Source organism: Acidiphilium cryptum JF-5 (genome assembly GCF_000016725.1).
In the GTDB taxonomy this organism is placed as follows: domain Bacteria; phylum Pseudomonadota; class Alphaproteobacteria; order Acetobacterales; family Acetobacteraceae; genus Acidiphilium; species Acidiphilium multivorum.
Genome location: NC_009484.1, coordinates 321,115 through 347,591, shown reverse-complemented (window position 1 = coordinate 347,591; position 26,477 = coordinate 321,115). Strand labels below are relative to the sequence as shown.

General features: G+C 62.2%; 22 protein-coding genes and 2 pseudogenes. 11 read left to right on the top strand and 13 right to left on the bottom strand.

The features are described 5' to 3' along the window. Window positions 1-6 precede the first annotated feature (6 nt). A complete protein-coding gene (locus ACRY_RS03965) occupies window positions 7-1,230 on the top strand; it encodes an efflux RND transporter periplasmic adaptor subunit (protein WP_011941428.1) in 1,224 nt (407 codons plus the stop codon). Here the strand turns inward: ACRY_RS03965 and ACRY_RS03960 are convergent, their stop codons facing one another. The 5 genes from ACRY_RS03960 to ACRY_RS03940 all read right to left on the bottom strand — a co-directional run bounded on the left by ACRY_RS03960 (window position 1,231) and on the right by ACRY_RS03940 (window position 8,335). Further along, window positions 1,231-2,280: an ABC transporter ATP-binding protein gene (locus ACRY_RS03960; protein WP_011941427.1), complete on the bottom strand. Its 1,050-nt coding sequence runs from the start codon at window positions 2,278-2,280 to the stop codon at window positions 1,231-1,233. Continuing rightward, a complete protein-coding gene (locus ACRY_RS03955) occupies window positions 2,277-3,833 on the bottom strand; it encodes an ABC transporter permease (RefSeq protein ID WP_011941426.1) in 1,557 nt (518 codons plus the stop codon). Before ACRY_RS03955 ends, ACRY_RS03960 begins: the two co-directional genes overlap by 4 nt. Window positions 3,834-3,858: 25 nt before the next feature. After that, window positions 3,859-4,881 (bottom strand): ABC transporter substrate-binding protein, encoded by a 1,023-nt coding sequence (locus tag ACRY_RS03950; protein WP_011941425.1) that lies wholly within the window; start codon window positions 4,879-4,881, stop codon window positions 3,859-3,861. Window positions 4,882-5,047: 166 nt separating this feature from the next. After that, the gene (locus tag ACRY_RS03945; protein WP_013639310.1) at window positions 5,048-5,773 is read right to left on the bottom strand and encodes an energy transducer TonB; all 726 of its coding nucleotides are present in this window, start codon (window positions 5,771-5,773) and stop codon (window positions 5,048-5,050) included. A gap of 201 nt (window positions 5,774-5,974) precedes the next feature. After that, window positions 5,975-8,335, bottom strand: a complete 2,361-nt coding sequence (locus ACRY_RS03940; protein ID WP_231295330.1) for a TonB-dependent receptor — start codon at window positions 8,333-8,335, stop codon at window positions 5,975-5,977. Between the two features lie 1,261 nt (window positions 8,336-9,596). On the opposite strand from ACRY_RS03940, the gene ACRY_RS03935 reads away from it, so the two are divergent. The 6 genes from ACRY_RS03935 to ACRY_RS03910 are packed head-to-tail and all read left to right on the top strand — an operon-like array spanning window position 9,597 to window position 16,091. Continuing rightward, window positions 9,597-10,961, top strand: a complete 1,365-nt coding sequence (locus ACRY_RS03935) for an FkbM family methyltransferase (RefSeq protein WP_011941422.1) — start codon at window positions 9,597-9,599, stop codon at window positions 10,959-10,961. Continuing rightward, window positions 10,958-11,602, top strand: a complete 645-nt coding sequence (locus tag ACRY_RS03930; RefSeq protein WP_011941421.1) for an acetyltransferase — start codon at window positions 10,958-10,960, stop codon at window positions 11,600-11,602. Before ACRY_RS03935 ends, ACRY_RS03930 begins: the two co-directional genes overlap by 4 nt. Then, window positions 11,599-12,648 (top strand): glycosyltransferase family 4 protein, encoded by a 1,050-nt coding sequence (locus tag ACRY_RS03925; protein WP_011941420.1) that lies wholly within the window; start codon window positions 11,599-11,601, stop codon window positions 12,646-12,648. Before ACRY_RS03930 ends, ACRY_RS03925 begins: the two co-directional genes overlap by 4 nt. Then, window positions 12,645-13,682 (top strand): glycosyltransferase family 4 protein, encoded by a 1,038-nt coding sequence (locus tag ACRY_RS03920; protein WP_011941419.1) that lies wholly within the window; start codon window positions 12,645-12,647, stop codon window positions 13,680-13,682. Before ACRY_RS03925 ends, ACRY_RS03920 begins: the two co-directional genes overlap by 4 nt. 11 nt (window positions 13,683-13,693) lie before the next feature. After that, complete coding sequence (locus tag ACRY_RS03915; RefSeq protein WP_011941418.1) at window positions 13,694-14,965, top strand: glycosyltransferase; 1,272 nt, start codon at window positions 13,694-13,696, stop codon at window positions 14,963-14,965. Window positions 14,966-14,987: 22 nt separating this feature from the next. Next, complete coding sequence (locus tag ACRY_RS03910; protein WP_011941417.1) at window positions 14,988-16,091, top strand: DegT/DnrJ/EryC1/StrS family aminotransferase; 1,104 nt, start codon at window positions 14,988-14,990, stop codon at window positions 16,089-16,091. 275 nt (window positions 16,092-16,366) lie between these two features. Here the strand turns inward: ACRY_RS03910 and ACRY_RS03905 are convergent. After that, window positions 16,367-16,972, bottom strand: a pseudogene (locus ACRY_RS03905) (IS630 family transposase); the annotation flags it as partial. Between the two features lie 84 nt (window positions 16,973-17,056). Between ACRY_RS03905 and ACRY_RS03895 the strand changes: the two are divergent. Next, window positions 17,057-18,280 (top strand): IS256 family transposase, encoded by a 1,224-nt coding sequence (locus ACRY_RS03895; RefSeq protein ID WP_011941416.1) that lies wholly within the window; start codon window positions 17,057-17,059, stop codon window positions 18,278-18,280. Here the strand turns inward: ACRY_RS03895 and ACRY_RS20565 are convergent. Further along, a complete protein-coding gene (locus tag ACRY_RS20565) occupies window positions 18,240-18,581 on the bottom strand; it encodes a hypothetical protein (protein ID WP_407921941.1) in 342 nt (113 codons plus the stop codon). The two genes, ACRY_RS03895 and ACRY_RS20565, sit on opposite strands and share 41 nt — an antisense overlap. Before the next feature lie 7 nt (window positions 18,582-18,588). Beyond that, window positions 18,589-18,786: a hypothetical protein gene (locus tag ACRY_RS20145; protein ID WP_013639299.1), complete on the bottom strand. Its 198-nt coding sequence runs from the start codon at window positions 18,784-18,786 to the stop codon at window positions 18,589-18,591. Between the two features lie 154 nt (window positions 18,787-18,940). On the opposite strand from ACRY_RS20145, the gene ACRY_RS18925 reads away from it, so the two are divergent. Next, window positions 18,941-20,563 carry a hypothetical protein gene (locus ACRY_RS18925; RefSeq protein WP_155856344.1) on the top strand — a complete coding sequence of 541 codons (1,623 nt, stop codon included), beginning with the start codon at window positions 18,941-18,943 and terminating at the stop codon, window positions 20,561-20,563. A gap of 53 nt (window positions 20,564-20,616) precedes the next feature. Here the strand turns inward: ACRY_RS18925 and ACRY_RS03890 are convergent, their stop codons facing one another. After that, window positions 20,617-21,159 carry a transposase gene (locus ACRY_RS03890; protein ID WP_011941414.1) on the bottom strand — a complete coding sequence of 181 codons (543 nt, stop codon included), beginning with the start codon at window positions 21,157-21,159 and terminating at the stop codon, window positions 20,617-20,619. Window positions 21,160-21,225: 66 nt separating this feature from the next. Continuing rightward, window positions 21,226-21,564 (bottom strand): annotated as a pseudogene (locus ACRY_RS03885) (transposase); the annotation flags it as partial. A 273-nt stretch (window positions 21,565-21,837) separates the two neighbouring features. Here ACRY_RS03885 and istA point away from each other — a divergent pair. After that, window positions 21,838-23,364 (top strand): IS21 family transposase, encoded by a 1,527-nt coding sequence (istA, locus tag ACRY_RS03880; RefSeq protein ID WP_081432832.1) that lies wholly within the window; start codon window positions 21,838-21,840, stop codon window positions 23,362-23,364. A 17-nt stretch (window positions 23,365-23,381) separates the two neighbouring features. Then, the gene (gene istB / locus ACRY_RS03875; RefSeq protein WP_011930761.1) at window positions 23,382-24,128 is read left to right on the top strand and encodes an IS21-like element helper ATPase IstB; all 747 of its coding nucleotides are present in this window, start codon (window positions 23,382-23,384) and stop codon (window positions 24,126-24,128) included. Window positions 24,129-24,523: 395 nt separating this feature from the next. On the opposite strand, the gene ACRY_RS03870 is transcribed toward istB, so the two are convergent. From ACRY_RS03870 to ACRY_RS03860, 3 genes are all read right to left on the bottom strand, one after another. Next, window positions 24,524-25,015 carry a GNAT family N-acetyltransferase gene (locus ACRY_RS03870; RefSeq protein ID WP_011941412.1) on the bottom strand — a complete coding sequence of 164 codons (492 nt, stop codon included), beginning with the start codon at window positions 25,013-25,015 and terminating at the stop codon, window positions 24,524-24,526. A 1-nt stretch (window position 25,016) separates the two neighbouring features. Then, on the bottom strand, window positions 25,017-25,319 hold the full coding sequence (locus ACRY_RS03865) for a DUF1778 domain-containing protein (protein WP_013639295.1): 303 nt from the start codon (window positions 25,317-25,319) through the stop codon (window positions 25,017-25,019). 72 nt (window positions 25,320-25,391) lie between these two features. Beyond that, a complete protein-coding gene (locus ACRY_RS03860; protein ID WP_013639294.1) occupies window positions 25,392-26,474 on the bottom strand; it encodes a tyrosine-type recombinase/integrase in 1,083 nt (360 codons plus the stop codon). Window positions 26,475-26,477 lie beyond the last annotated feature (3 nt).

The window sequence follows — 26,477 nt, the reverse complement described above, 5'->3', positions numbered from 1 at the left end:
GAACCCATGCGCCCCTTCGTCCGGCGGATCGTGATCTGGGGCGTGCTGGCCGCGGCGGTCGGCGCCGGGATCGTCTACAGTTTCCGCCCGCGGCCGGTGGCGGTGGATGTCGCCACCGTTGCCAGAGGCATGCTGCGCGTGACCATCGACGATGACGGCGAGACCAGGGTGCGCCACGTCTACACGCTGCAGGCGCCGCTGACCGGGGATCTCGACCGGATCACCGCCGATCCGGGCGACCCGGTGACCGCGGGACGGACGGTGCTGGCGCGGATCGTGCCGGCGCCGCCCTCGATGCTCGATACCCGCACGATGGCGGAGCGGGAGGCCGCGGTGGGCGCGGCGCTGGCGGCGAAGGCGCAGGCGGCGGCCGAGCGGGACCGGGCGGAGACGACGCTGGTCTTCGCCCGCACCGAGCGCGACCGCGCCCGGCGGCTGCTGCCGCGGCGGGCGATTTCGCAGCGCGAGGCGGACGATGCCGAGCGGGCCTTCCGCGCGGCGGAGGCCGGCCTCGCCGCGGCGCGGGCGGCGCTCGAACTGCGCGACCAGGAACTCGCCGCCGCCCGCGCGCGCCTGCTGCCCCGCGACGCCGCGCGCCGCGCGGCGCCGGCCGGCGAGGTGGTGCGGGTGACGGCGCCGGTCAGCGGCGTGGTGCTGCGGGTGATCCGGCGCAGCGCCGGCATCGTCGCGGCGGGGGCGGCGCTGCTCGATATCGGCGATCCGCACCAGCTCGAGATCGTCATCGATCCGCTCTCGGAGGATGCGGTGAGGATGCGCCAGGGCGAGGCGGCGATCGTCACCGGCTGGGGTGGGTCGGACCTGCACGCGGTGATCCGCCGGATCGATCCGGTCGGGCGGATGAAGGTCTCGGCGCTGGGGATCGAGGAGCAGCGCGTCGATGTCGTGCTCGACCTCACCGATCCGCCCGCGCGCTGGCAGGCGCTCGGCGACGGGTATCGGGTCGATGTGCACGTGATCACGTTCCAGGGCGATGTGCTGCGGGTGCCGCTCGGCGCGCTGGTGCGGATGGGGGATGGCTGGGCGGTGTACGTCGATGACCGTGGCGTGGCGCGGCGGCGGGCGGTGACGGTCGGCGCGCGCGGCGGGCTTGAGGCCGAGATCCGCGCGGGGCTCGCGCCGGGGCAGCGCGTGGTGCTCTATCCGGGTGAGCGGATCCGCGACGGCACGCGCATCGCAATCCGCCCCGCCGGCGCGGAGGACGGGTCGTGACTATCCGCTGAACGGAAACAGGTGCAGCCGGTCGGCCGCGACACGCAGGGCGACGGCGCCGCGCGGCGGCGGGGCCGCGCACTGAACCGGAACCGGCGCGGCGAGTCCGTCGAGCCGCAGCAGCGCCTGCCAGTGCCCGGCCTCGAAATGCGCGCCGATGCAGGTGGCCGGCACGCCCTCGGCGGCGAGGGACAGCGCGCCGCGCGGCCAGAACAGCAGCGCCTGCGCGGCACCGGCGAGGCGGGCGGCGCCGCCGGGGATGGCGAGCTGCGCGCCGCCGAGGGCGATGGCGGCATCACTCCCCTCCCCGCGCGCCGGCACCCTCACGCCCCCGCACAGCCCGGCGAGGCGCGCCGCGTAGGGGGTTGCGGGCCGGGCGAACATGGCGTCCGGCGTGGTGCAGGCGGTCAGGCGGCGGTCCTCGAGGACGGCGACGCGGTCGGCGAGGCGCGCGATATCGGCCGGGTCGTGCGAGATGCAGAGCGCGCTCAGCCCGGATTCGACGATCAGCGCGCGCAGTTCGGTGCGCAGGGTTTCCCTCGTCTCGACATCGAGGCTGGAGAACGGTTCGTCGAGCATCAGCAGGCGAGGTGCAGCGGCCAGGGCGCGGGCGAGGCCGACGCGCTGCTGCTGCCCGCCGGACAGGGTGGCCGGCAGGCGGCCGGCGCAGGACGCGACGCCGAACCGGTCGAGAAGGGCCAGCGCCTTGCGATCCCGCCCGGCGCGGTCGCGGATCACCACCGCCACGTTTTCCAGCACCGACAGATGCGGCCACAGCGCGAAATCCTGGAACACCATGCCGAGGCCGCGCGATTCGGGGCGGATGAAGGTGGCGGCGGCATCGTCGACCACGGCGCCGCCGATGCGGATGGTGCCGCGGGCCGGGCGGTCGAGCCCGCCGATAACCCGCAGCAGGCTGGTCTTGCCCGATCCGGACTCGCCGGCCAGCACGACGCATTCGCCGTGGGCCAGGCCCAGAGACGCCTCCTCGACGACCAGGCGGCCGCCGCGCTGCACGGCGACGCCGTCGATGGCGAGTGCGGCGCTCATGCCGGGCGCAGGCGCCGCGGCGCGGCGAGCAGGGCGACACCGGCGGCGAGCAGAAGGGCGAGCCCGGCCATCGCGCCGAGGCCGAACAGGGCGAGCCGCGCCGAGGCGGCGTAGTCGCTCATCTGGTCGAGGGTGACGATGGCGACGCCGAGCGGCGTGGCGCCCGGCGGATAGAGCAGTTCGGAGACCGGCAGTTCGAACATGATCGCGGCGGCGACCAGCAGATAGGCGTAGGTGAAGGGACGGATCAGCAGCATGCCCTCGATATCCACCAGCCGCGTCAGGCGCGGCAGGCCGTGCAGCCGCGCCGCCGCCACGAGATTGGGATCGAGATCGTCCAGCGCGCCCTGCATCATGCGCAGGGCGAGCGGGGCCATGCCCGCGGTATACCCGATCAGCAGCAGGAGCCGGGTGCCGTAGAGCGGGAGGAGATCATTGTTGAAGGCGACGATGTAGCTCGCGGCGAGCACGAGGCCGGGCACCGCCATGTTGGCGACCAGGGCGACATCGAGCACCGCCGTCATCCGGCGGGCGCCGGCGGCGCGCAGGCGCAGGGTCAGCACGGCGACGCCGAGCGACATCGTCGCGCCGACCATGCCGAAGCCGAGCGAGCGCAGCACCGCGCCGGGATGCGGCATCGACGCGGTCAGCGGCTGGAGCGCGCGCACGAACAACGCCGCGACCGGAATGACGATGCCGACCAGGGCGAACAGGCAGGTGAGCGCGGCGAAGGCCAGTTCGCGCCGCCGGGCGGGGCGCTGGCGCGCGGGCGGGCGCATCCGCCCATGCTGGATCGCCGCGCCCTGCCGGCGGCAGGCCATGGCGAGGCCGCCGAACACCGCCGCGACGGCGATCAGGCGCCAGCACAGGATCGAGGCGCCGGCGAAATCGGTGAGGGTTTCGGCGAGGTGCTGGTAGATCGCGTAGGTCAGGATCGGCACGTGGCTGGTGACGCCCAGCGTCGCCGGGATGCCGAATTCCTGCATCGTCTCGATCACCGCGATGGCGAAGCCGACCGCCATGGCCGGCGCGAGCAGGCGCAGGCCGATCCGCACGCGCGGGATGAAGGGAACGCCGTGGATGGCGGCGGCCTCGGCCGGAGCCGAATCGGCGGCGGCGAGGGTCGCCCGCGCGACCAGGGCGGAAAACGGCAGGGCCTTGACGACATAGAGCATCAGCAGGCCGCCGACGCCGAAGAAGGCCTGCCCGGCAAGCGTGGCGCGCAGGGCATGGCCGCTGAAGATGATCATCCAGCCGGTCGTCAGCATGTAGCTCGGCGTCAGGAACAGGCCCCAGAGCGTCAGCGTGGCGGCGCGGGCGACCGGGCCCGCCGCCGTCGTGGTGAAGAGGGCGAAGAGCGCGCCGAGCGGTGCCGCGACGATCGCCGTGCCGACCGAGAGCAGCAGGGAGACGGCGAAGGCCGGCCAGTCGCCCGCCGCGCCGTGACCGGAGAGGAACGGCATGACCAGCAGGCGGAGCAGCGGGTAGACGAAGAAGGTCGCGATCAGCCCTGCCATGATCGCGGCCCGAAGGCCGGCGGCGCCAACTCTCATCGGCAGCCGGTTCCGCACTGCGGGATCAAGAGCCGGCCCCATCGATCGCGTGGGCGAACCAGGCCAGCACGGTCTTCTCGCGCGCGCCCCAGCGCGCCGCATCGAGCGTTGCGAGATCGAGCGTCGTCAGCGGCGGCAGGGCGTGGCGGGGCGCGGGAAGCGCGGTGACCGGCCAGTAATAGCTGTCGCCCTCGCCCTCGCGCTTGCGGATGGCCTGGCCGGCGGGGCTTTCGACGAAGGCGATGAAGGCCTTCGCCTCGCGCAGCGCGCGGCCGTGCAATCCCTTCGGCAGGACGATGACGTTCGGAAGCACGTAGGCGGGGCGCGGATAGATGACGGTGAGGTGATGGTCGATATTCCGCGCCACGTTGACGGCGGCGGAGGACTGGACGATCGCGAGCTTGATCGTGCCGTTCCGAAGGGCGGCCAGCGTCGCATCGTTCTTGGCGAAGACCTGCAGCCCGTTGGCCTTGAGCGCGGCGACGAAGCCCTTGCCCTGCGGCCAGCCGCCCGCCTGCTTGAGCATGCCGGCGAGCGCGGGGTAGGTCGGCCCGGAAATCGCGGGGTCGTTCATGCCGACGACGCCGTGATAGAGCGGCGCGGTGAGATCGTTCCAGGTTTTCGGCGGCTTCAGGGTGGATGCGTTGTTCATCACGAAAACGCCGGCCAGGGTGAAGCCGGTGGGGATATAGGCGCCGTCGGGCGGCAACATCGAGCGGCCCGTCGCGGTCAGCGGTACGGGCGGGCGCAGGCCGTGGGCCAGCAGGCCGGCCGTATCGAGCGAGACGGCGGCGGTCGCGCCGTCGAACCAGCCGATGTCCCAGTCCGGATGATGGCCCTCGGCGGTGATCCGCGCCAGCAGCGCGCCGGTCGACAGGCGGATGACGCGGACGGGGATTCCGGTCTTTTTCGTGAAGGCCTTGCCGATGGCGGGCGCGTAGTCGAGCGCGGCGTAGAGCACGAGTCCCCGCGCCGGTGCCGGCCAGAGCAGCACCGCCGCAATGATGATGATGGCCACGCCAAACCCAGCCGCAATCACTCGTCGCATGACGATCTCCGTGACCTTCGCTTCAATTTCTTCAATTCCGTCACCGAGCGTCTAGTTGGCGGGACGCCGGCGGACAATCGCCAGGGTTGCCCGCCTCAAGAAGATGTCAGAGCCGGCGACAAGTTTCATCGTAGTGTCATCAAATCGGGGCTCTTCGCGCGCACCGTCAGTTGGTGCGCAGACGGATCGAGATGTCCACGGTGATCGGGTGATGCGGCATCGTCGCGCCGAAGGGCGGAAACCGGGTTGCCCTGACCGCGGCCAGCGCCGCCCGGTCGATCGGCGGCGCGCCGGAAGACCGGATCACCGAGACGCCGAGAAGCTGTCCGCTCGGGGCGATGCGGAGCGCGAGTTCGGTCACGCCGGACAGATGCAGCATCTTGACCATCTCCGGCACCTTGAGATCGCCCTGCACGGCGGCATGCACGGAGCCGGCATAGGCTTCGAGCGCGTTCTCCTGGACGGCGGCGGGAACCGGTTGCGGCTTCGGCGGTGTCGGCGCCACGGGCCTCGGCACCTGGTGCGCCACCGGCTTTGGCCGCGGCGCCGGCCGATGATGCACCACGGGCTTCGGACGCGGCTTGGGCACGGGCTTCGGCAACGGCTTCGGGACCGGAACTGGCAGGGGCGGCTTCGGGATCGGCGGTGGCGGCGGCACGTGCGGCTTGGGCGGTTGCACGGGCTTCGGCGGCGGGGGCAGCGGCTTCGGCGGGACGGGTTTCGGCTTCGGCGGGGGGGCCAGCATCCTGATCCGCGTCACCTGCGGATGGCGCGCCGCCGGCACGGGATTTGGCGGCATGCTGGCAACCAGAACGACGAGAACGACTTCCACGATCAGCGCCGCAACGAGCGCGATAGGAAATGACAGGCGACCTTCAGGCAGGGGATTCATGCCATCACCAGCGCCGCGAAGAGTGTTCATGGATGTCCGATCGAGCAGTAGCGATACGAAGTCTGGCGTCGCGGCGATCGGCCATCAGGCGGCCGATCGCCGACGACGCGGCAGGGAGAAAGGAAACCCGCGGCAAACGCGTTGCCTCGACTTGTCTAACGGCGGGATACCGGCGCGGGCACATGGACCCGCGCCGCAACCTCAGAAGTGGAAGCCGACACTGCCGTAGATGGTGAACGGCGCGCCGGGATAGGCATAGGTGAAGCCGGAGGCCGGGACGGTTCCGGAATAGTTGAAGTAGCCGCCCGTGCCGATGTATTCGTAGGCATTGTATTGATTGTTCGTGATGTTCAATGCCGTCAGCGACACATCCATGCTCTTGTGGCCCACGTAAGGCAGGGTCACCGGGACAGTGAGCTTGGCGGACATGTTCAGCGTGCCATAGCCGGGCATTTTCCGGTTGCTCGGCGCGCCGGTGTTGTTGTTGAACATGTACTGGCTGCCCGTGTACTGATACCACATGCGCGGTTCGAGCAGCATCGATCCGATCGGGATGTCGTAATAGGCGCCGATATTGAAGTTGACCGAGGGCACGTACGGCACATGCCGCCCACCATAGGAGGTGCCGCCGGTGATGTAGGTCTGGTATTTCGCATCGATGAACGAGGCGTTGCCGAAGACGTAGAGATTATAAAGCGGATTGTCGTCGGCGAACATGTTCACGCCCTGGTAGATCGACGATCCGGAGGCGAACAGGGCGTTGCCGTTGGCGAGCTGCGTGCTGAGCGACTGCTTGGCATAGCGCAGGTGGAAATAGTCGACCCCGGCGACGAAGTGATGCAGGAACCGCCCATTCTCGACATGGAATTTCGCGCCGATGTCGTAGTACTGGCCGAGCTCGAGCTGATAGCCGGTCGTCGGGTTGATCTTCTGGAACAGGCCGCCGCCGCCGCCAACGCTGGGGGTGCGCAACGCCTCGCCATACGAACCGTACAGCGCCATCCACGGCATGACCTGCAGGTTCGCCGAGATGGACGGCTCCACGCCGTTGCGGCTTACATGCGATCCGCAGGATGAACCCTGATCGGTCGCCTGCGTGGTTCCGCTGGTCGCGGTGCTGCCATCCAGCACGCAATGCGTCGAAAGGCCGACACCCGGGGCGAACGCGAAATCCTGCAGCGCCGAGTCGGAATAGGTGGTCTGGAAGCTGACGAAGCGGATGCCGGGGATGATGTGCAGCGCCCTGACCGGATGAATGTCATCCTGGAGGAACATCGCGAAATTATCGACATTGAAGTAGGATGACCGGATCTTGCCGCCGGCATTGACCACGCCCTTGTTGCCGCCCAACACCGTGTTATAGAAATTGTTCCGGCTGTTATAGAGCGTATGGATGTAGTAGCCGCCGAAATTCAAGGTATTGAACGGCAGTTTTTCGGTCAGCCACAGCTTGTCGCCGATGACGTTCGTGTACGGGTTGTTATATTCATAGCGCTGCGGGCCAACGCTGCCGAAATCATACAGGCGCGAATGCGTGCGCGTGAAGTTCTCGTAATAGGTCAGGTTGTGCAGCGTGGTCGAATCATCAAGTTCGATGTTCTCGCGCGCGAAGACCATCCACAGCGCGTCGGTATCGAATTTTTCGTAGTAGTTGTAAGGAGGCGCGCTGTAGAAGCCTGATGTCTGCTGGCTGTAGAGCGGCGCGCCCGCGTTTCCGCTGATCGTGACGCCCGGGATCGGGGAGGTCGGGATGACCGGCACGCGATAGCCGGCGCTGCGCGCGAAGTAACCGCCGAAGGCGAAATTGCCGGCGCTGAAGTTCTTCACGGTCTTGAGGTAGATCGAATAGTCGTTGGACGGGCTCTGGAAGCCGTCCGGCGACTTGCGGAAGCTGTTGCCGTCGCCGGCGCCGCCGGCAATGACCGTGGACCAGCCGTGATAGTTGCCGGTGCGCAGGTCGAACTCGATGTTCTTCTGACCGTAGCTGCCATAGGTCAGGTTGATGTCGCCGCCGGGCTTGGCCGTCGGCTGCACCGGGGTGAACTCGATGGTTCCGGCGAGGTTGTTGTACCAGCGGTCGGCGGCGTTGCCGGGGCCATAAGTGGTTGTCACGCTCTGGATCATTCCGCTCTGCGGAATCATGTTCGACTGCCAGAGATCGCTGCCCGGATCGACGACCGGAACACCGTCCAGCGTCACGCCGATGGCGCCGTCGCCAGTGAAGCCGCCGAAGCCGCCCCAGCCCTGCTGCACGCCATTCAGCGTCACGGTATATTTGGACGCGCCGGTGTTGCCGTAGCCGGTGATCTGCACGCCGGGGGCATAGGACAGCATCTGCGCGGCGCCCGCGACGGGGCCGGCGGCTTCGAGGAGCTTGCGGTTCAGGACGCGGGTCGTATTGCCAGACTTGAAGACCTTCTTCTGGCTCGGCGCGGTCGTGACGCCGGGCAGCGACAGCGCGCTGGACGCGCTCACCTCGCCGGCGCTCACTGTTTGCGCGTATGCCGCGGCGGGAATGAGACAACTGGTGGACAGCAGAAGCGCCATGAGCGAAAGCTGCATGACTCGATCAGTATGACGAACGCCGGAGGAAAGCCGCACTGTTGAGATCCCTTTTCCATTCGATCAGTCATCGAATCGCGTTCTCGCCGGACTGATTGCCGGCGGGCACGCTCGATGTTGGGCGGGGAGTAACCAGACGGGTTCCTTAAACACAATGTAACCAACAGTGTTCGGGACCTGTTTTCATCAAAGCTTCAGCAAAGCGACTCACGATTGTCATATTCGCATCACAGCGCGGTGAACGGCCAATTCGTGACCTGCCGCCTTCTGAGTGGTCCGGGCTTGTTTCAGATTTTGGCCCGAGGGAGGAGGAGAATTGGAATGGCGCGAAATCACAAGCCGGAAGAGATCATCGGCGGGTTGCGCGTGGCTGAGATTGCGCAGGTGCACGGTTGTGGATGTATATTTTTGTTAGGATTTCAATATTATATGTTGGGGCATAGCGCCACGTCTAGCCTTTAATCAAACTCATTTTCGTTCGGAGAGCCCCGGTGCGTCGATCTAACAGGCTGCTGCAAGAGGTCTGTGAGAGGAACTCCTTCCTCGGCATGGTCGGCCTGGTGAGGCATTTTCCACTCGGGTGCGGTCCGAGTGCATTTTTTCCGGCTCAGGTGCCGCTGCGGCCTTGCCTAGCCGGGGCGCCGGGTGGTTCTGCCTTCGATGGCGGAGCGCCGAGACTTCCGGGCGGCTTGCAGCGTGACCACCATCTGGCGCAACTCGGCGGTGAAAGGATGAAAATTAAGAAATTTCAGTTTGTAACATGGCGTATATGGCGGATGGGGTGTCCGCTGCAATTGGCATGAAATATAAATAAAACAATATGTTATATCTGACTTTGATTGCGTGAAACTCAAATTCACCCACAAATTTTGGGCGACTCGTCATATCAACGGTGTTGTCGGTGTGACTCCCGTGAGCAGGACAAATGGAATTTTTGCCCCGGCCAGAACCCCGTGGTCGCTCACTGACGGGACGGCGGCGAAGGGTCGATCCTTGACCGGCCCCCAATGAGTGGTCCGTGTTGGAAGTTAGTGCATTGTTGTCTCCACCGCCATGGCTGGCCGTCGGTGGAGCGAAGCTGAACCGGAGGGCGGCCGTGGCGGCGGAGGTGAAAATGCACCAAATTCGACCTTGGACCACTCATCGGGGGCCAATCAGGGCCGAGTAACTCCGGGGACAAGCCCAAACGGCCCGGCTCTAGGAAATTTTACAATTTTCTCTAAAATGATATGAACCATACAATGAAGTGGATCACGGAGTGATGACACCGCTGCTGCGTACAGGGCGCGGCTCCGCTGTCCTGTCAGGACAGGTTGCAGCTGCACTCGCTGATACTTTGAAAGGGGACGATGAATCTGCGGCCGAATTGACCGCCATCTCCCATCCTGAAGCGCCTGTGGGTGTGGAACGCTCACGTGCCGCAAGACTGCTGTACCGCGCCGCGTTGGCTGCCAAACCCTATCTGCGGCCGGTGCTGTACCGAGTAGAAGCACGCATTAGCACCGCAGTGAATAGAGCGGGCAGCGTCGTCAGCCTTCAGAGCGAGATCGCTGCGCTGCGCGCCACTGTCGAACAGTCAGATAGCGTCGCTCGCCTTCAGAGCGAGATCGCTGCGCTGCGCGCCACTGTCGAACAATCAGATAGCATCGCTCGCCTTCAGAGCGAGATCGCTGCGCTGCGCGCCACTGTCGAACAATCAGATAGCATCGCTCGCCTTCAGAGCGAGATCGCTGCGCTGCGCGCCACTGTCGAACAATCAGATAGCATCGCTCGCCTTCAGAGCGAGATCGCTGCGCTGCGCGCCCATGTTGACCTGCTGCTCCAAAGATCCATTTTCCCGATCCGCGAGGGAATGCTGGCCTCGCGCAACTGTTATGGTTTCCTTGTCCTGCCCACGGCAGATCTCGCCAATGTAGGCTATCTTTCCAATGGCACTTTGCCCGAACAAGGTTCGCGTGCCGTGCTCGATAAGTTGCTCGCGCCCGGCGATGTCTTCATCGATCTTGGCGCCAATGTCGGTCTATTCACCTTGGCAGGGGCGCGGCGAGTAGGGCCGGCAGGGCGTGTCCACGCGGTCGAGCCAGCACCTGATCTTGTTACCGCGCTGCGCCTGATGACTGCACTGAATCAGATTGCCAATTGTGTTACCATCCATCCGTTTGCCGCCGGCGCGATGGAAAGTGAAACTGAACTGTTTCTCGCTCATACGTCGGGTCATAATTCCTTGTTCGCAGAGGAGGAAGGGCTCGCCGCAATCAAGGTGCGCCTCGCCCCGCTCGACGCACTGATCGCGCCGGGTGCAACGGTGAGTGTCGTCAAAATTGATGTCGAGGGCGCCGAGCTGCAGGCGCTCGCCGGCATGGCTCGCATCATCTCCGATAATCCGCAGATCGTCATTCTTAGCGAGTTTAGTCCCTCAATCATCCGTCGCGTGGGCGGCACGCTCGAGAGCTGGATTGCGAGCGTGCACAACATGGGCCTCGACATTCTCGAAATCGACGAGGCTGCCGGAACGTTGGCACCGCTGCGCGCTGAAGGGCTGGAGGAGTTGGTGTGGATCAATCTGGTGTTGCACCGCCCCGAGGGCCGCGCCCGGCTTGCCCCGCTTCTGCCCGGTGCCGCGTGAGCACACTTTTGCTCGTGGGCGGAGGCGGCCACGCCAAGGTTGTGCTCGACATAGCGCATGCGGCCGGGTTTTCGGTCGTCGGCTTTCTCGACCCTGATCCGGCTGCGCCGCCCATAGGCGAGGTCCGGCGTCTGGGTGACGATGCAACTGCCGCTGCATTGCGGGCGCAGGGACTTACCCTGGCGTTTGTCGCGCTCGGAGACAACCGGCTGCGCCGTAAAATCGGCGAGCGACTGCGCGCCGAGGGATTTCGGCTCGCCACGCTCGTCCATCCCAGCGCTGTCGTCTCGCCAAGTGCATCGATCGGAGAGGGGACCGTGATAATGCCGCTTGCCGTTGTCAATGCCGCTGCGCGCATCGGCGAGTATGTGATCGTCAATACTGGTGCGATCGTCGAGCATGATTGCGTGCTGGGTGATGGCGTCCATGTCGCACCCCGCTCAGCCTTGGGCGGGTGCTGCACGCTCGGCGAGGAGGTGTTTTTCGGCCTCGGCGCTTGTGCGCGGCCGCTCTCGCGCATCGGTGCGGGCGCGATCGTGGGCGCGGGCGCGGTCGTCGTCGGCGAGATTATGGCCAACATCGTCGTTGTTGGTGCCCCCGCCCGTCCGCTCCCCGGCGTCGATTCCGAGGCAATCCTATGAAAATCGCTCTCGTCTCCTCGGTTGAGCCCTTCGTGAACGGGGGCTATCGCAACATCGTCAACTGGCTCGTCGAGCCGCTGCAGGCCGCCGGCCATCAGGTTGAGACGATCTGGCTACCCTTTTATGATGAATCAAATCCGCTCGAACAGATGTGGGCCTATCGGCTCATGGATCTTGAGAGTTCTTGCGACCGGATCGTCTGTTTCCGCCCGCCCGCCCATCTCATTCCGCATACAAAGAAGATCGTCTGGTTTATCCATCATTTTCGCATCTTCTACGATCTTTGGGGCACACCCTATTCGCCCATTAGTGACACGCCCTCGACACGCGCCTTGCGCGATGCGGTCATGCGCATGGATGAAGCCGCCTTGGCAGAGGCCCGGCTCACCTTCGCCAATTCCCATGTCGTCGCCGATCGGCTGAAGCGCTTCAGCGGCGTCGAGGCCAAGGTTCTTTTCCCGCCCGTTGAATCCCCGGAATGTTTTCACTGCCAGGATTATGGCGAGGAAATCGTTTCGGTCTGTCGATTTGAGAGCCATAAGCGCCAACATCTTCTGGCCGAGGCCATGGCACTGACACGGACTCCGGTGCGCCTGCGCCTGTGCGGACGGTCGCAGAATGATAGCTATTTTGCGTCCGTGCGGTCTGCCGCCGGGTCGGCAGCAGATCGGGTAACGATCGAGGCGCGCTGGATCTCCGAGGCCGAAAAAGTCGAGCGCCTCGCCGGTGCCCTCGCCAGTGTCTACGCGCCATTCGATGAAGACAGCTACGGCTACCCTACGATCGAGGCCGCCCACGCCAGCAAGGCAACGATAACGACGACAGATTCCGGCGGTGTGTCGGAATTCGTGATCGATGGGGCCAACGGAATGATCGTTCCACCCACGGCTGAGGCGCTCGCGCATGCATTCGACACGCTTTATGCCGATCGTGCACTCGCCCGCCGGCTTGGCGAAGCGGCGCGCGCCCGCGTCGCCGAATTGGGTATCAATTGGCCCAGCGTCGTCGCCGCGCTCACCGCGCCACTGCCGGGAGACGCGCCATGAAGGTCATTGTTCTCAACAATGCCAGCCCCTTCACATGGGGCGGGGCGGAGGAACTGGCGGACCATCTGGTTCGCAACCTGCTTGCCAGCGGTGCTCAGGCCGAGCTGTTGCGCATTCCCTTCGCCTGGAACCCACCCGAGCGTCTAATCGAACAGATGGTGATGAATTTTTCCTTTCGTCTCGACCAGGCGGACCGGGTAATCCCGCTGAAATTTCCGGCCTATCTAATCCCCCACCGGGACAAGGTCTTCTGGCTACTGCATCAATATCGCCAGGCTTACGATCTATGGGATGCCGGCCAATCCAATATCCCGAATACGCCTGAAGGATCGAAAATCCGCGCCGCTATCAGCGCCGCGGATACGCAGACCTTCGCGGCAGCTACGCGGATCTACACGAATTCGCGTGTCACTGGCAAAAGATTGCTAGATTACAATGGTTTTGACTCTGAAGTTTTGATGCCTCCGCTGAACGATCCAGAAATTTTCGTGAATCAGGGCGATGAGGGCTATCTACTCGCCGCCGGCAGAGTAAACGCCGGCAAACGGCAGACGCTTCTGGTCGATGCACTCGCTTATCTGCCGCCCTCGATCCGCATGATCGTGGCCGGACCGCCCGACTCACCCGCCGATGCCCAAGAACTTGTTCGCCGTGTCGCGGCGGCGGGTCTGCAGGACCGGGTCAAGCTCGACTTGCGTTTCCTCTCTCGCCGTGAACTGGCCGATTATGTCGGCCGGGCGCGCGCAGTCGCCTATGTTCCTTTCGATGAGGATTCAGTCGGCTATGTGACGATGGAAGCCTTCCAGGCGTCCAAGCCGGTGGTGACGACAACGGATTCCGGCGGCCTGCTCCAAATCGTGCACGATGACCATACCGGCACCGTCGGCGCCCCAACGCCCAGGGCACTGGCGGAGGCGATCGCCAAGTTGATGGACGATCCGGCCCGCGCCGCCAAGCTCGGGCAGGCCGGTCACAAAGAATGGAATGGACTCGGCATCACATGGCCACACACCATCGAGAAACTTCTCACGTAAGGAATGGGCCGATGCGGATCCTGTGGGGAACACCGTATAATGTGAAATCCGCAATTGCACGCTATAGCCGTATGGTCACGCGCGCGCTCGTTGCGGACGGCCATACTGTCGAGATCTTGCGCCTCGAGGACAAAACGGCCCTTGATCATGACATTCTTGACCATAATCTGCCGGTCCACGTGCCGTATACGTTCGATTTCGCGCGGCTGCGGCACGATTACGATGTCTGTGTGATCAATTACGGCGATTACTTTCCTTTCCATGCCGGCGCTCTAGACTTGGCGGCTGCGACGCCGGCCGTTGCGGTGTTCCACGACGCCAATCTGGACGGGTTTCTCGGAGGAGCACGCCAGATTCACCCCAAACTTGACGCTCTATTGAATCGTTGGCCGCCGCCTGGGCTCACTTTACCTGAAAAATGTACGCTGCCCAAACAGGATCTTTCTTTTTTTGCGGCTTTGGCCTCAGGCTGCGTCGTGCACGGCTCGCATTATGTCGATGATGTGGTCGCTACTTGCCCCGGCCCGACGGTCCAGATGCCGCTCTGCTATCCCGATGTCGGAGCCGTTCCGCCAGCGCCAGACGGCTCGGGGGCCTTCATTGTCACGTGCTTCGGTATGATCAATCCCAACAAGCAGCCCGAACGTATCCTGCGTGCGCTTGCCGTCGATCCGAAGCTGCGTACGCACGGGCGGATGCATTTCGTCGGGGCAATTGACGAGGGCTACCGGACCCGGCTAGCAGCGCTCGCGGCGGATTTGGGCCTGGCGGCACCGGAGTTCACCGGCTGGGTCGATGATGCACATTTGTGCGCGTCACTAGCCCAAGCACACCTCGTGTGCTGCCTGCGCCATCCCATGACGGAAGGCCACTCTGCCTCCATTATTACGGCGCTCTATGCAGCGCGCCCCATCGTGGTGAACGATGTCGGCTCCTATGCCGAGATTCCAGACGGGCTGGTGCACAAAATCGAAGCCGGCGAGGCGCCGGCGCCGCTCGCGGCCGTGATGGCGGAGATTGCTCGCGATCCGCAAGCCGCCGAAGCTGCAGCCGCAGGGGCGGCAGCCTGGGCCCGCGTGCGCTATTCGGCCGCGAGCTATGTTGGAGGTCTGATACCGCTGCTTGAGGCTGCTATAGCCTGCCGCCCGGGGCTAGAGGCTGGCAGGGGTATGGCGCGCCGTCTAACTAGCTTAGGTATGAATTTTGATGATAGCGAGACTGGTCTTCCAAGAAGTTTTCTAGGTTGTGCCGGACGGCCCCTAATGCCGACGATGTCAGAATGAACCAAGTGAGGGTATTGCCGTCATGAACGTCGATTTTCTTCCCGTTTACCGTCCAGATCTGTCCGGCAACGAGAAGCTCTATGTTAACCAGTGCCTCGATACGACGTGGATTTCGTCGATCGGTGACTTTATCGACCGGTTCGAGGGTGGTTTTCGTGAGATTACCGGTGCCCCTTATGCTTGGTGTGTGTCCAATGGCACCGTGGCACTGCATCTAGCTATCCATTGTCTTGATATCGGTCCGGGGGACGAGGTCATTGTTCCTACCTTTACATACATTGCCTCCGTCAACACGATCGCCCAAACTGGCGCAAAGCCAGTGTTTGTCGAGTGCCGATCGAGCGACTGGCTAATCGATATAGACGATGTCGAGGCCAAGATCACGCCGCGCACCAAGGCAATCATGGCCGTACATCTTTACGGCGCCGTCTGCGACATGCCGGCTTTGTCGGCACTGGCGAAATCGCGCGGCCTCCATCTGATCGAGGATTGCGCCGAGGCGCTGGGCTCGACCTATGATGGCAAGCACGTCGGCTTGTTTGGCGATGTCGGCACGTTTTCTTTCTTCGGCAATAAGACCGTCACCACCGGCGAGGGAGGGATGGTTGTGTGTAAAGACGAGGCGTTGGCCCGGCGTCTCAAGACCGTCAAGGGCCAAGGTCAGTCACCAACCCAGCGCTATTGGCATGTGGAACTCGGCTTCAATTACCGTATGACGAATATATGCGCGGCCATAGGTCTGGCGCAGATCGAACGCTTGCCGACGATCCTCGCGCGTAAGCGCGCGATCGGCGACCTCTACCGGCGCCTGTGCGCCGAGCGTTTGGGCAATATTGTATCCTTCCAGAAGCTTTCCGCCAATGTGGTCAGCTCCGACTGGCTCGTCAGCCTGTTGCTGCCTGAAGGGACGGACCGTACTAAGGTGATGGGCCGCATGCAGGAGAACGGCGTGGATACACGCCCGGTCTTTTATTGCGCGCACCAGATGCCAATGTATTCGAATTCGGAGCATTTTCCTGTCTCCGAGGCGATAGCCGCGCACGGGATCAGCCTGCCGAGCTACCCCACCCTCTCGAGCGCGGATGTTGCGCGCGTCGTTGAAACGTTAGCTAACGCGCTCGTATAACGTGGGCGCTACCCGATCAGCTAAAGGGAGAAAACCTGAATGAGCTAGCATAGACCTCAAGCCGACTTGTCAAACCCAGCCCGCCTGGGCGAATAAAAGTCGGAATCGGCGGGCTGATTAATCTCGGAATCCCGGGCGAATAACGCACCGATGTCTTCCGCTTTTCCATTGCTCCATCCGGCTCAAGAGTTGGATGCCTCCCTCCGGGGTTCTCGGCGCGATTCAAACACTAACAACCCCCGTTGCGACGGCGTCGGCATTAGAGCGTATTCCGATCATTCCGGGTCATATCCGCATGAGCTGAAGTAGTTGGCGCATTCGCGGTGCTGGAAGCTGTCGACGAGCCTGCCGATCAGGTCCCATAGGCCGGAGACGGTTCGCTCTCCGATCTTTCTGAGGATGGCCTTGAGGCGCGCGAACGCCTTCTCGATCGGATTGAAGTCGGGACTATAGGGCGGGAGGAAGCGCAGGGTTGCGCCGGCCGCTTCGATCCGTTCACGCACCGCGTCACGCTTGTGGCTCGACAGATTGTCCATGATGACCACGTCGCCGGGCCGCAGTTCGGGTGTGAGAACTTTGGTGACATATGCCTCGAACCAGTCGCCGTTGATGGGGCCGTCCAGCACCATCGGCGCGACCATCCCGGTCATGCGCAGCCCCGCCACCAACGTGGTGGTCTTGCGGTGACCGTGTGGGAAGCCCATCCGCAGACGTTCGCCCCTGGCGCAGCGGCCATGGCTGCGGGTCATGTTGGTGGCGGTCCAGGTTTCGTCGATAAAGACGAGGCGATCCGGGTCCAGATCGAACTGGCTATCGAACCAGTCCTGGCGCTGTTTCAGGATATCGGGGCGATCCTGCTCGATGGCGTGGCCTGTCTTTTTTTACGCGTCATGCCGCGGCGGATGAAGAGGCAGTGTGCTGAATTTCGTGTGTGAGTGGCATAGCGGGTAGAAAGGAAGACCCATATGGCACGACGGAGAGCGCCGGCGATCCCGGACGAATTGCTGGACCAGCTTCTGGCTGGGGGAGACGCGGCGGCAGCGCTGAATTCCGGGGATCTGGTGAACGCGCTGAAGAAGGCTCTGGCGGAGCGGGCCCTGAGCGCGGAGATGGATTACCATCTGAGTGACGAAGCGGAGGCGGAGAACAGCCGCAACGGCTATGGCCGCAAGTCGGTATCGACCGGCACGGGGAAGATCGAGATTGCGATCCCGCGAGACCGTGCGGGTAGCTTTGATCCGCAGTTGATCGCCAAATGCCAGCGCCGGTTTCCAGGCTTCGATGACAAGATCATCTCGATGTATGCGCGGGGGATGAGCACCCGGGAGATCGCGGAACATCTGCGCGAGATCTACGGCATGGATGCCTCGGCGGAGCTGATCAGCACGATCACCGATGCGGTTCTGGACGAGGTGACATCCTGGCAGCAGCGTCCGCTGGACCCGGTCTATCCGCTGGTATTCTTCGATGCCATCCGGGTGAAGATCCGCGACGAGGGCGTGGTCCGCAACAAGGCGATCCATATCGCGCTGGGGGTTATGGCCGACGGGACGAAGGTCGTACTCGGGATGTGGATCGAGCAGAACGAAGGCGCCAAATTCTGGCTGCGCGTGATGAACGAGCTGAAGAACCGCGGCGTCGAGGACATCCTGCTGGCGGTGGTCGATGGCCTCAAGGGGTTCCCGGAGGCGATCACGGCCGTCTTTCCCGAGACGATCGTGCAGACCTGCATCGTCCATCTGCTCCGGAATTCGATGGATTTCGTGTCCTACAAGGACCGCAAGGCGGTGGCCACCGCCCTCAAGGACATCTACCGGGCCGTTGATGCCAGGGCCGCCGAGGCCGCTCTCGCCGATTTCGAGGCCGGTCCATGGGGCCAGAAATACCCCGCCATCGGCCAGAGCTGGCGCCGGGTATGGCAGGAAGTCATCCCTTTCTTCGGCTTTCCGGGCGACGTTCGTCGGATCATTTATACAACGAACGCCATAGAAGCTTTGAATTCCAAGCTGCGCCGGGCCATCCGCGCGCGCGGCCATTTCCCCAGCGATGAGGCCGCGGCCAAGCTGCTCTATCTGATCCTGAACCGATCCGAAAAAGAGTGGGTGATGCCACCTCGAGAATGGGCTATGGCAAAGGCTCAGTTCGCCGTCATCTTCGGCGATCGCTTCGTAAGAGCCCTGGCGGCCTGATGTTCAACCGCCGCCCATACACGGAATTCCTGACACTGCCGATGAAGAAGCGGTGAAGCCCGGCCACCGAGACGTGCAAGCCGACCTCGATCAGCGCCAGGCGCAGCTCTGCAAGCGAGATGTCCTTACGCGTTTCCCAGATTGCGAGAATGTCCGCCCGCCGTTCCTCAACCCGACGTGAGCGCGTGTCGCCACCCTGAGGCTTCGGAGCAAAGCTGCCGGTATCGCGACGCTGCGCTCGCCAGCGGATTGCCGTCGCCGGCGCCACTCCAAAGCGGGCTGCCGCTGCCCGGCAACTCATCCCCTCATCAATCGCCGCCAAAAGCCGCCGACGAAGATCCATCGATAGTGGTTGGCCCATCCATGCCGGCCTCCTTCACCAGCACCGATTCTGAATCAGAAATCAACGCCAATGGGAATCCCTCGCGATTCAGACCGGTCGAAAGCCGCTCTAACGGTTCAATGAAGGCCCATTCGGCATCGGTGAGGTCTCTTGCGTAGCGCAATTCGGCCCTGCAATATCGTTGCCGGGCGATTTTAGTCTAGGCCATCGTGTCTCCGCTCGTCATCGCAAACGAACTGAATCATAACCTACTAAAATCGTTCAACTATCATTTTTCAGTCCGACCTTCAGTCAGGACGAGAGCACTGGGAGACAGCATGCATCGAATTACCGTTTCGTTTGGTCGGATTCGCCCGGTTGCCTCCGTGATAATCGGCATGACTGTTCTTTTAACGAATGCAGCGGTTGTGTGCATAATTGCTAGGTCACTCGGCGCCGACATCAATTGGGACCTCTTGAATTATCATTTCTACAATGGGTATCTTTGGGCGCATGGAAAATTGATACAAGACTCTCTATGCACAGAACAATCATATCTAGACCCTAGATTAAATTTCTTCTATTATTTACTTATTAGAAATTTTGCTCCATTGACGGTAAATCTAATTATCGCCGGATTTCAATCATTAGGAATTTCTGCTGCTTGGCTGCTCTGCTTTCATCTACTCAAAATATACAATATTCGTACGCGGCTTATCCTATCATCTGTCGCGGCAATATCGGCGATTATTGGTCCCATTTTTTGGTCAGAAATTGGGGGCACTATGGGTGATACCTTACTCGCTTCACCCATTATACTTGCAATTTTTTTTTCATTGATCAGTCAGGAGCGGGATAGACTGATATACCTTTTCTTCGCCGGGCTCCTTGTGGGCTTTGTGGCCGGATTAAAATTCACCAACATGATCTATGCAGTTGGCTTTGTTTTCGCTTTCATTCTGACCACCCTCTATCGATACAAATTTAATATTCGTCGACTCGTCATAGTTGAAACTATATTCTGTTTTTCATTTTTATCTGGATTCGTTTTATTATATTTTAATATAGGATATTTACTTTTTGTGACGTACAAAAACCCTATATTTCCGTATTTTAATAATATATTTCATTCTCCATATATTGGCAACTATGCGATTCGTGATGAGCGTTGGTTTCCTCAAAATTTAATTGGATATATTACTTTGCCATTCGAATTTGTTGTTCGTCATCATCCGAAACCAAATCAACAACATATAATAGGCATGGAAATTCCATTTAGAACAATTTTCCCTGCTCTTTATTTTATAATTTCTCCATCAATATTATTGTATTTATATTTCAAAAAAATCAAGAATAATGAACTATATGATATATTTTTTGTTCTTAGTTTTTTTGCTGGATCTTTCTTTGTTTGGGAAGAAGTTTTTTCATATTATCGATATTTTGCTGCCGCTGAAATGATTTTCCCAACTATTCTCTTGGTCCTGCTGGTTCGATGGGGCAGATTAATCATGCATTGGCGACATCACAGCATGACCTATGTGGCTGCAGCCTTACTTGTGGCCACAGCCGCGGCCTATAGCTTGCCTGATTCTAACTGGGGTCGTGAGGCATTCTCTTCGTCATACTTTGGCGCAAGTAAGAGAGAATTTAAGTCATACAACAATGCTCTTTTAATTGTTGGTTTTCGTCCGTTAGGGTTTATACTTCCCTATTTTCCGCTTGATGACAGGATCATCGGATTACCAGAACATCTCGGAATAACCCAGAAGTTTCAGAAAAAGTATCTAAGGCCTCTCCTTGATTACAAGAATATATATTATTTGACGGATGCCGCAGAAATAAAAAATGATCGCGAATTGCCAGCACATTATGGCGTTACAGTCAATTACGAGAATTGCTCAATATACAAGACATCTATATATCCCGTAGCAGTGTGTCCGGTTCAGCATACCCCCTAGGTTCCGTACCTATTGCCATGACTAAGGGGGGGGGGGGGACTCCCCACCAATGATCAAGCTGATTTTGGGCGATCGGTGGGCATCTTCTCGGGATCGAACATGGTTCGGTTGGTGAGCATGACGCATGCAATGCCCAGCAGGCGATCGGCAACGGTTCTGAGGGCGGGGCCGTGAGAGTGGCCACGTCCTCGGAGGGCGGCGTAGCGGCTGCGACTGCGGGCGTCGTGCTGGGTGGCGACGCGGGCCCAGTGATAGACGACGGTTCGCGGGCGGCCAGAACATGCCTGACGCATCTCCACACGACAGGATCTGCCGCTCCGCTTCATGACCGGGGCCACACCGGTCAAGGTGCGCAAAGCCTGGTAATCTCGCGCCTGGAGGGCTTGATGAGCCTCCGCGAGCAGCGTGGCGAGGACAATCCTTCCCACCCCCGGCAAGGAGCGCAGGATTGCCGCGTCGCGCTGCTCGGTATCTTGCCCCGGCTCGGTCTCCGGTCCGGCAAGTTGTTCGACCAGACCATCGATCCGCTGTAGGACAGTCTTGATCTGCCGATTAACGAGGTTAAGGCGCTCAGTCACGCCCGGGTTCGCGTTCATGAGGCAGACGTGAGGAAAGTCTGTCTATTTTCCGGCGGATTTTCGATACGGAATCAGGGCGTGTATCTATGAGGCGGCCTTGGCCTGCGGCGGCTCGATGACTGTAAGCAGCTTCTTTGGCTTTGATATTCCGAGGTTTTTCAGGATCTCGGCAGCTTCGGGGCTGATTTTCGTGCGCTGAACAATAGTCCGGCCGGCGATCTGATAGCGGACCGCCTTGAGGCCGGCTAGGATGTGGGCGATCCGCGCCCAGGGAAGGCCGCAGCGCAACTCCGCCGAGCGCTGTATCTGCAGGGCAAGGACGCAGAGCCGGACATGCGCCTCGATCCGGCGCGGGCTCCAGTGATACATCGGCCGGACCTCGAGCCCGGTCTGCTTCATCCGCCGGAAGCAGGCTTCGATGATGTGAATCGCCCCGGGTTTGCCGAAGGCTCCAACTCCCAAATAAGATGTGCTGATTCCGGGCTCAATTCGCCCGGGATTCCGATATTAACTCGCCCGGGATTCCGGGAATTATTCGCCCACCTATTCCGAGATTAATTCGCCCACCTGTTCCGACTTTTATTCGCCCAGGCGGGCGGGGTTGGCCGGGTCGGATTGAGGTCTCTGCTGGCTGGTTCAGGTTCCCTCCCTTTGTCTGATCGAGGGAGTGGATGAATGCCAGTGGAGCGGATTGCGATGCGCGATGTGCGCGAGATTGTCAGATTGAGGATGGCGGGGCTTTCGACCCGCCAGGTAGGGATCCGGGTCGGGGTTGCGGCATCGACGGTGCGCTTGACGCTGCGGCGACTGGAGGCGGCCGGGCTCGATGGGCCAGGGGCTCTGGCGCTGTCCGAAGCGGCCTTGGAAAGGCGCTTGTTCGAAGGCTCGGCGGGCAAGCGGCCGGGGCATCGACGTGTGGATGAGCCGGACTGGGGGCGTATCCGCCGCGAGTTGCAGCGCAAGCACGTGACGCTGTCGATCCTGTGGGACGAGTATATCGCCGAGCACCCGGACGGATATCGCTACAGCCGGTTCTGCGAGCTCTACCGGAGCTGGGAAGCCCGGCTACCGGTGACGATGCGCCAGACCCACGCATCGGGCGAGAAGCTGTTCGTCGATTATGCCGGCGACACGGTGCCGGTGGTGATCGACCGACTCACCGGCGAGACGCGTGCGGCCCAGATCTTCGTCGCCGTTCTCGGCGCATCGAGCTTCACCTATGCTGAGGCGACCTGGACCCAGACCCTGCCGGACTGGATCGAGGCGCATAATCGCACTCTGGCAGCAATTGGCGGCGTGCCGGCGCTGCTGGTGCCCGACAACGCCAGGGTCGCGATCATCCGCGCCTGCCTCTACGATCCACAGGTCAACCGGACCTACACCGATATGGCGCGCCATTACGGCACGGCCATTCTCCCGGCGCGGCCGCGGCGGCCGCGTGACAAGGCGAAGGTCGAGGTGGCGGTTTTGCTGGCGGAGCGGTGGCTGCTGGGCAAGCTGCGCAACCGGGCATTTTACAGCCTCGCCGAACTGAATGCCGCGATCGCTGAATTCTGCCGCTGGCTGAACGAGGAGCGGGTCGTCCGTCGCCTGGGGGCGACAAGACGGCATCTGCTGGAAACACTCGATCGTCCCGCGCTGAAGGAACTGCCGGCCGAACCCTATGTGCTGGCGCAATGGCGGCGCCGGCGGGTCGGCATCGATTATCACGTCGAGATCGAGAAGCATTTTTACTCCGTCCCCTACCGGCACGCCCGCGCCGAGGTCGAGGCCCGGTTCACCGTGCGCACGGTCGAGATCTTTCTCCGTGGCGAGCGGATCGCCGTGCATGCGCGCGGGTCGGGCAACGGCAAGCACACGACGATCGCCGAGCACATGCCCTCGAGCCACCGGCGTTACGGCGACTGGACCATCGCGCGGATCCATCAGGAAGCCGCACGGCTCGGCCCGTCGGTCGCGACACTCTGCACCCTGATCCTCGAACGCCGGCCTCATCCGGAGCAGGGGTTCCGCGCCTGCATCGGCATCCTTCGCCTGGCCCGCAGTGTTGGCGCCGACCGGCTCGACGCCGCAGCCGAGCGCGCGCTCACCATCGGCACCCTGACCTACGGCTCGGTCAAATCCATCCTCGATCACCGGCTGGAGCGAGCCGCCGGCACCGCCAGTCCCGATCCCACCCCGATCCGCCACCCCAACATCAGGGGCGGCGGATATTTCCACTGATGACAAGGAGAAGCCTCATGCTGAACCATCCGACCCTCGATCAGATCCACCAGCTCGGTCTTGCAGGCATGGCCCGCGCGTTCACCGAGCTGCACGCCAATCCCGAAACCCCCAGCCTCAGTCACGCCGAATGGCTCGGCCTTCTGCTCGACCGCGAGATCACCGTCCGACGTGACAAGCGGTTGAGCACAAGGCTGCGCCATGCCAAGCTGCGCCATGACGCTGCAATCGAGGATGTCGATTACCGGAGTGCCCGCGGCCTCGATCGGGCTCTGTTCCAGAAGCTGATCCAGGGTGAGTGGATCGACGCGCACGACAATCTCGTCCTGAGCGGGCCGACAGGGGTCGGAAAATCCTGGCTGGCCTGCGCCCTCGGTCACAAGGCATGTCGTGATGACAGGAGCGTGCTCTATCAGCGCGCGCCGAAACTCTTCACCGAACTCGCACTCGCCCGCGCCGAAGGGCGGCACGGCCGGATGATCCGCACTCTCGGCACCGTCAATCTGCTGATCCTCGACGACTTCGGCCTTGCACCGCTTGACGCCAGCGCCCGTCACGACCTGCTCGAGATCGTCGAGGATCGCTACGGCCGTCGCGCCACCATCATCACCAGCCAGATCCCTCCGGCGCATTGGCATGAGCTGATCGGCGATCCGACCTACGCCGACGCCATTCTCGACCGTCTGCTCCACAATGCCCACCGCATCGAACTCACCGGTGAAAGCCTGCGCAAGACCCGCAAGCAAACCCCAAAAACCGCTTGACCCAACAAGAACAGGAGAGCAACGAAATCAACAGCCACAGAGACCGCTACCCGGGCGAATAAATCTCGGAATCCCCGGGCGAATAAACGTCGGAATCGTGGGCGAATTAAAATCGGAATCCATGGGCGAATTCTCCGGAATCCGCAAAGATGGAGCCATGGCGAGTCCGACCACAAATAAATTTTCTACTGAAGTCCGCGAGCGGGCGGTGTAAATTCCTGCTATTGCTTCGAAACATCCCGCGATATCAGCACAAAATTGGACAAAATGACGAATTTTGTTATTTTATATTTTACTCAATTGTAGGCAATATTTATACTTCTTAAGTATATTTCTAAATATTATTGTCAAATTATATCAAAAATCTAAAAAATTATAGATTGATTACTCAATTTCTATAATGCCGCTCTCACATCCTTGAGCGTGACCATCAGCGTCATCGGATCGAGCGGCGAGGCTTCGAAGCCGAGGGCGAGGTAGAAGGCTTTGGCCTGGTCGGAGATGGCATGCACCACGATGCCTCTGATCCCCAGCGTTTCGGCTGCGTTCAGGATGCGGAGGGTGGCGTCGCGGAAGAGGGCGCGGCCGAGGCCTTGTCCCTGGGCGCTGGTGGCGATTGCGAGGCGGGCGAGGACGGCGACGGGGATCGGGTCGGGCATGTTGCGGCGGAAGCGGCCGGAGGTGCCGTTCGGGCTGATGGCGCCGGAAGCGATGGCGTAATAGGCGACGACGCGGCCGCTTTCGGTCACAACGAAGGTACGGGTCGCGCCGCCGGCCTGGTTGGCGCGGGCCCGGCGCCTCAGCCAGTCATCCAGTGAGGCGATGCCGCAGTTGAAGCCGCTGATGTCGTGATGCTCGGCGAGCGGTTCGGGCGGGGTGAGGGCCACGTCATTCCCAGGGCGGCGTTGTCTTCAGGGCGCGCTGGAGGCGGGCATTCGGCAGCGGCGGTTCGTCGAGGCGCGCGCGGAAGGCGTCGAACGCATCCGGAGTTGCGAGAAACAGCGTGCGGTCGAGCAGGGCGTCTTCGGCGGCGCGGCGGGCGGCGTCGATCACGAAGTCCGTCTTGGTCTTGCCGGTCAGGGCGGCGGCGCGGTCGATCAGCCCGCGATCGTCGCTTTTGATCCGCAGGTTGAGCGTGTCGCGGCGGGAGGATGGCGCAGAGGCTTGCTTGGCGGGATTCATGATCGGCATTCTAGGACGCCGTAACGCGATTGTCATTACATTTCTGCGTCCGGGTGGGGACGCTCCGTTGCTTCGGCATGATCAGAGCCCCCTGCGCTTGCGGGTCAGCTTGCGCAGCCATAGCCGCGAAATCTCCTGATCGCCCGATCGCGTGTATGTGCCGTGGACCATCTGTTCGCTGGTATGGCCGAGTGCCGCGGCGGCGAGGTCGGCATCGGCCGGATTGCGCAAGACGGTCGTCACCGCGAAGGCGTGGCGGAAGACGTGGCTGTTTAGGGAACGGCCCAGATGAAGCCGGCCGAATTTGGCGATACCCATGGCGATCATCTTCTCAAGAGGCGGCTTGCCGCCGCGCGCGATCCACAGGAAGCCATGATCGAGGCGGTTGCCGAGAAGGGCGATGCGCCAGGCGCCGAGATAGGTTTCGAGCCGTTGCGCGAGTTCGGGGGGAACGTCGAAGAGCAGCAGGGCGTCGTTCTTGACGCCGCAGGGGAACATCAGCCGCCAGCGCGATCCATGCTGGCGCAGGTGTTCGCCGAGCCGGATCCGCGCAAGGTCGCTGAGCCGCAGGCCGAACAGGTCGCAGAACGCGACCATCAGGGCGTTGCGCGCAGCCTGCGAGGTGTCGGTATCGCGTTGCATGACGGGCAGCGCATCGAAGGCGCGATAGGCGGCGGCGAGAACGCGGGCGGCGTCCGGGCGGTCGATCGGCTTGCGGGAGGCGAGTACTTCGGCGCGGGTCGGCTTCAGAGGGAGCGAATTCATCCAGCCGAGCTCCACGCCGGGGAGCATAATACCGAGGCCGGCGCGCAGGCGGCGCAACTCCTCATGAACGGAGCCCGCCCGCAGGCATTTGCGCATGACGCCGACATAGTCGTTCACCAGCTCGGGCGAGAGGAGGGTGCCGATCGACGCCGCGGGCGTCATCGCCCGGACATGGAGCAGATAGGCAAGGAAGCGGCCGACGGATTGTTCGAGCCCGCGGACTGTCGGTGTCTTGAGGTCATGCAGGATGGCCTGCCGGTCGAACAAGCCTTGCTTTTCCTTCACACGCTGCCAGCGCGCCCGATCTTCGGGCGGCCAGGTTGCCAGAGGCAGGCTCCGATGCTGTTCCTTGTTGCCCGGAACGGCATCGGGGCGGGGGGTTGGAGGGATGGTGGTCACGGA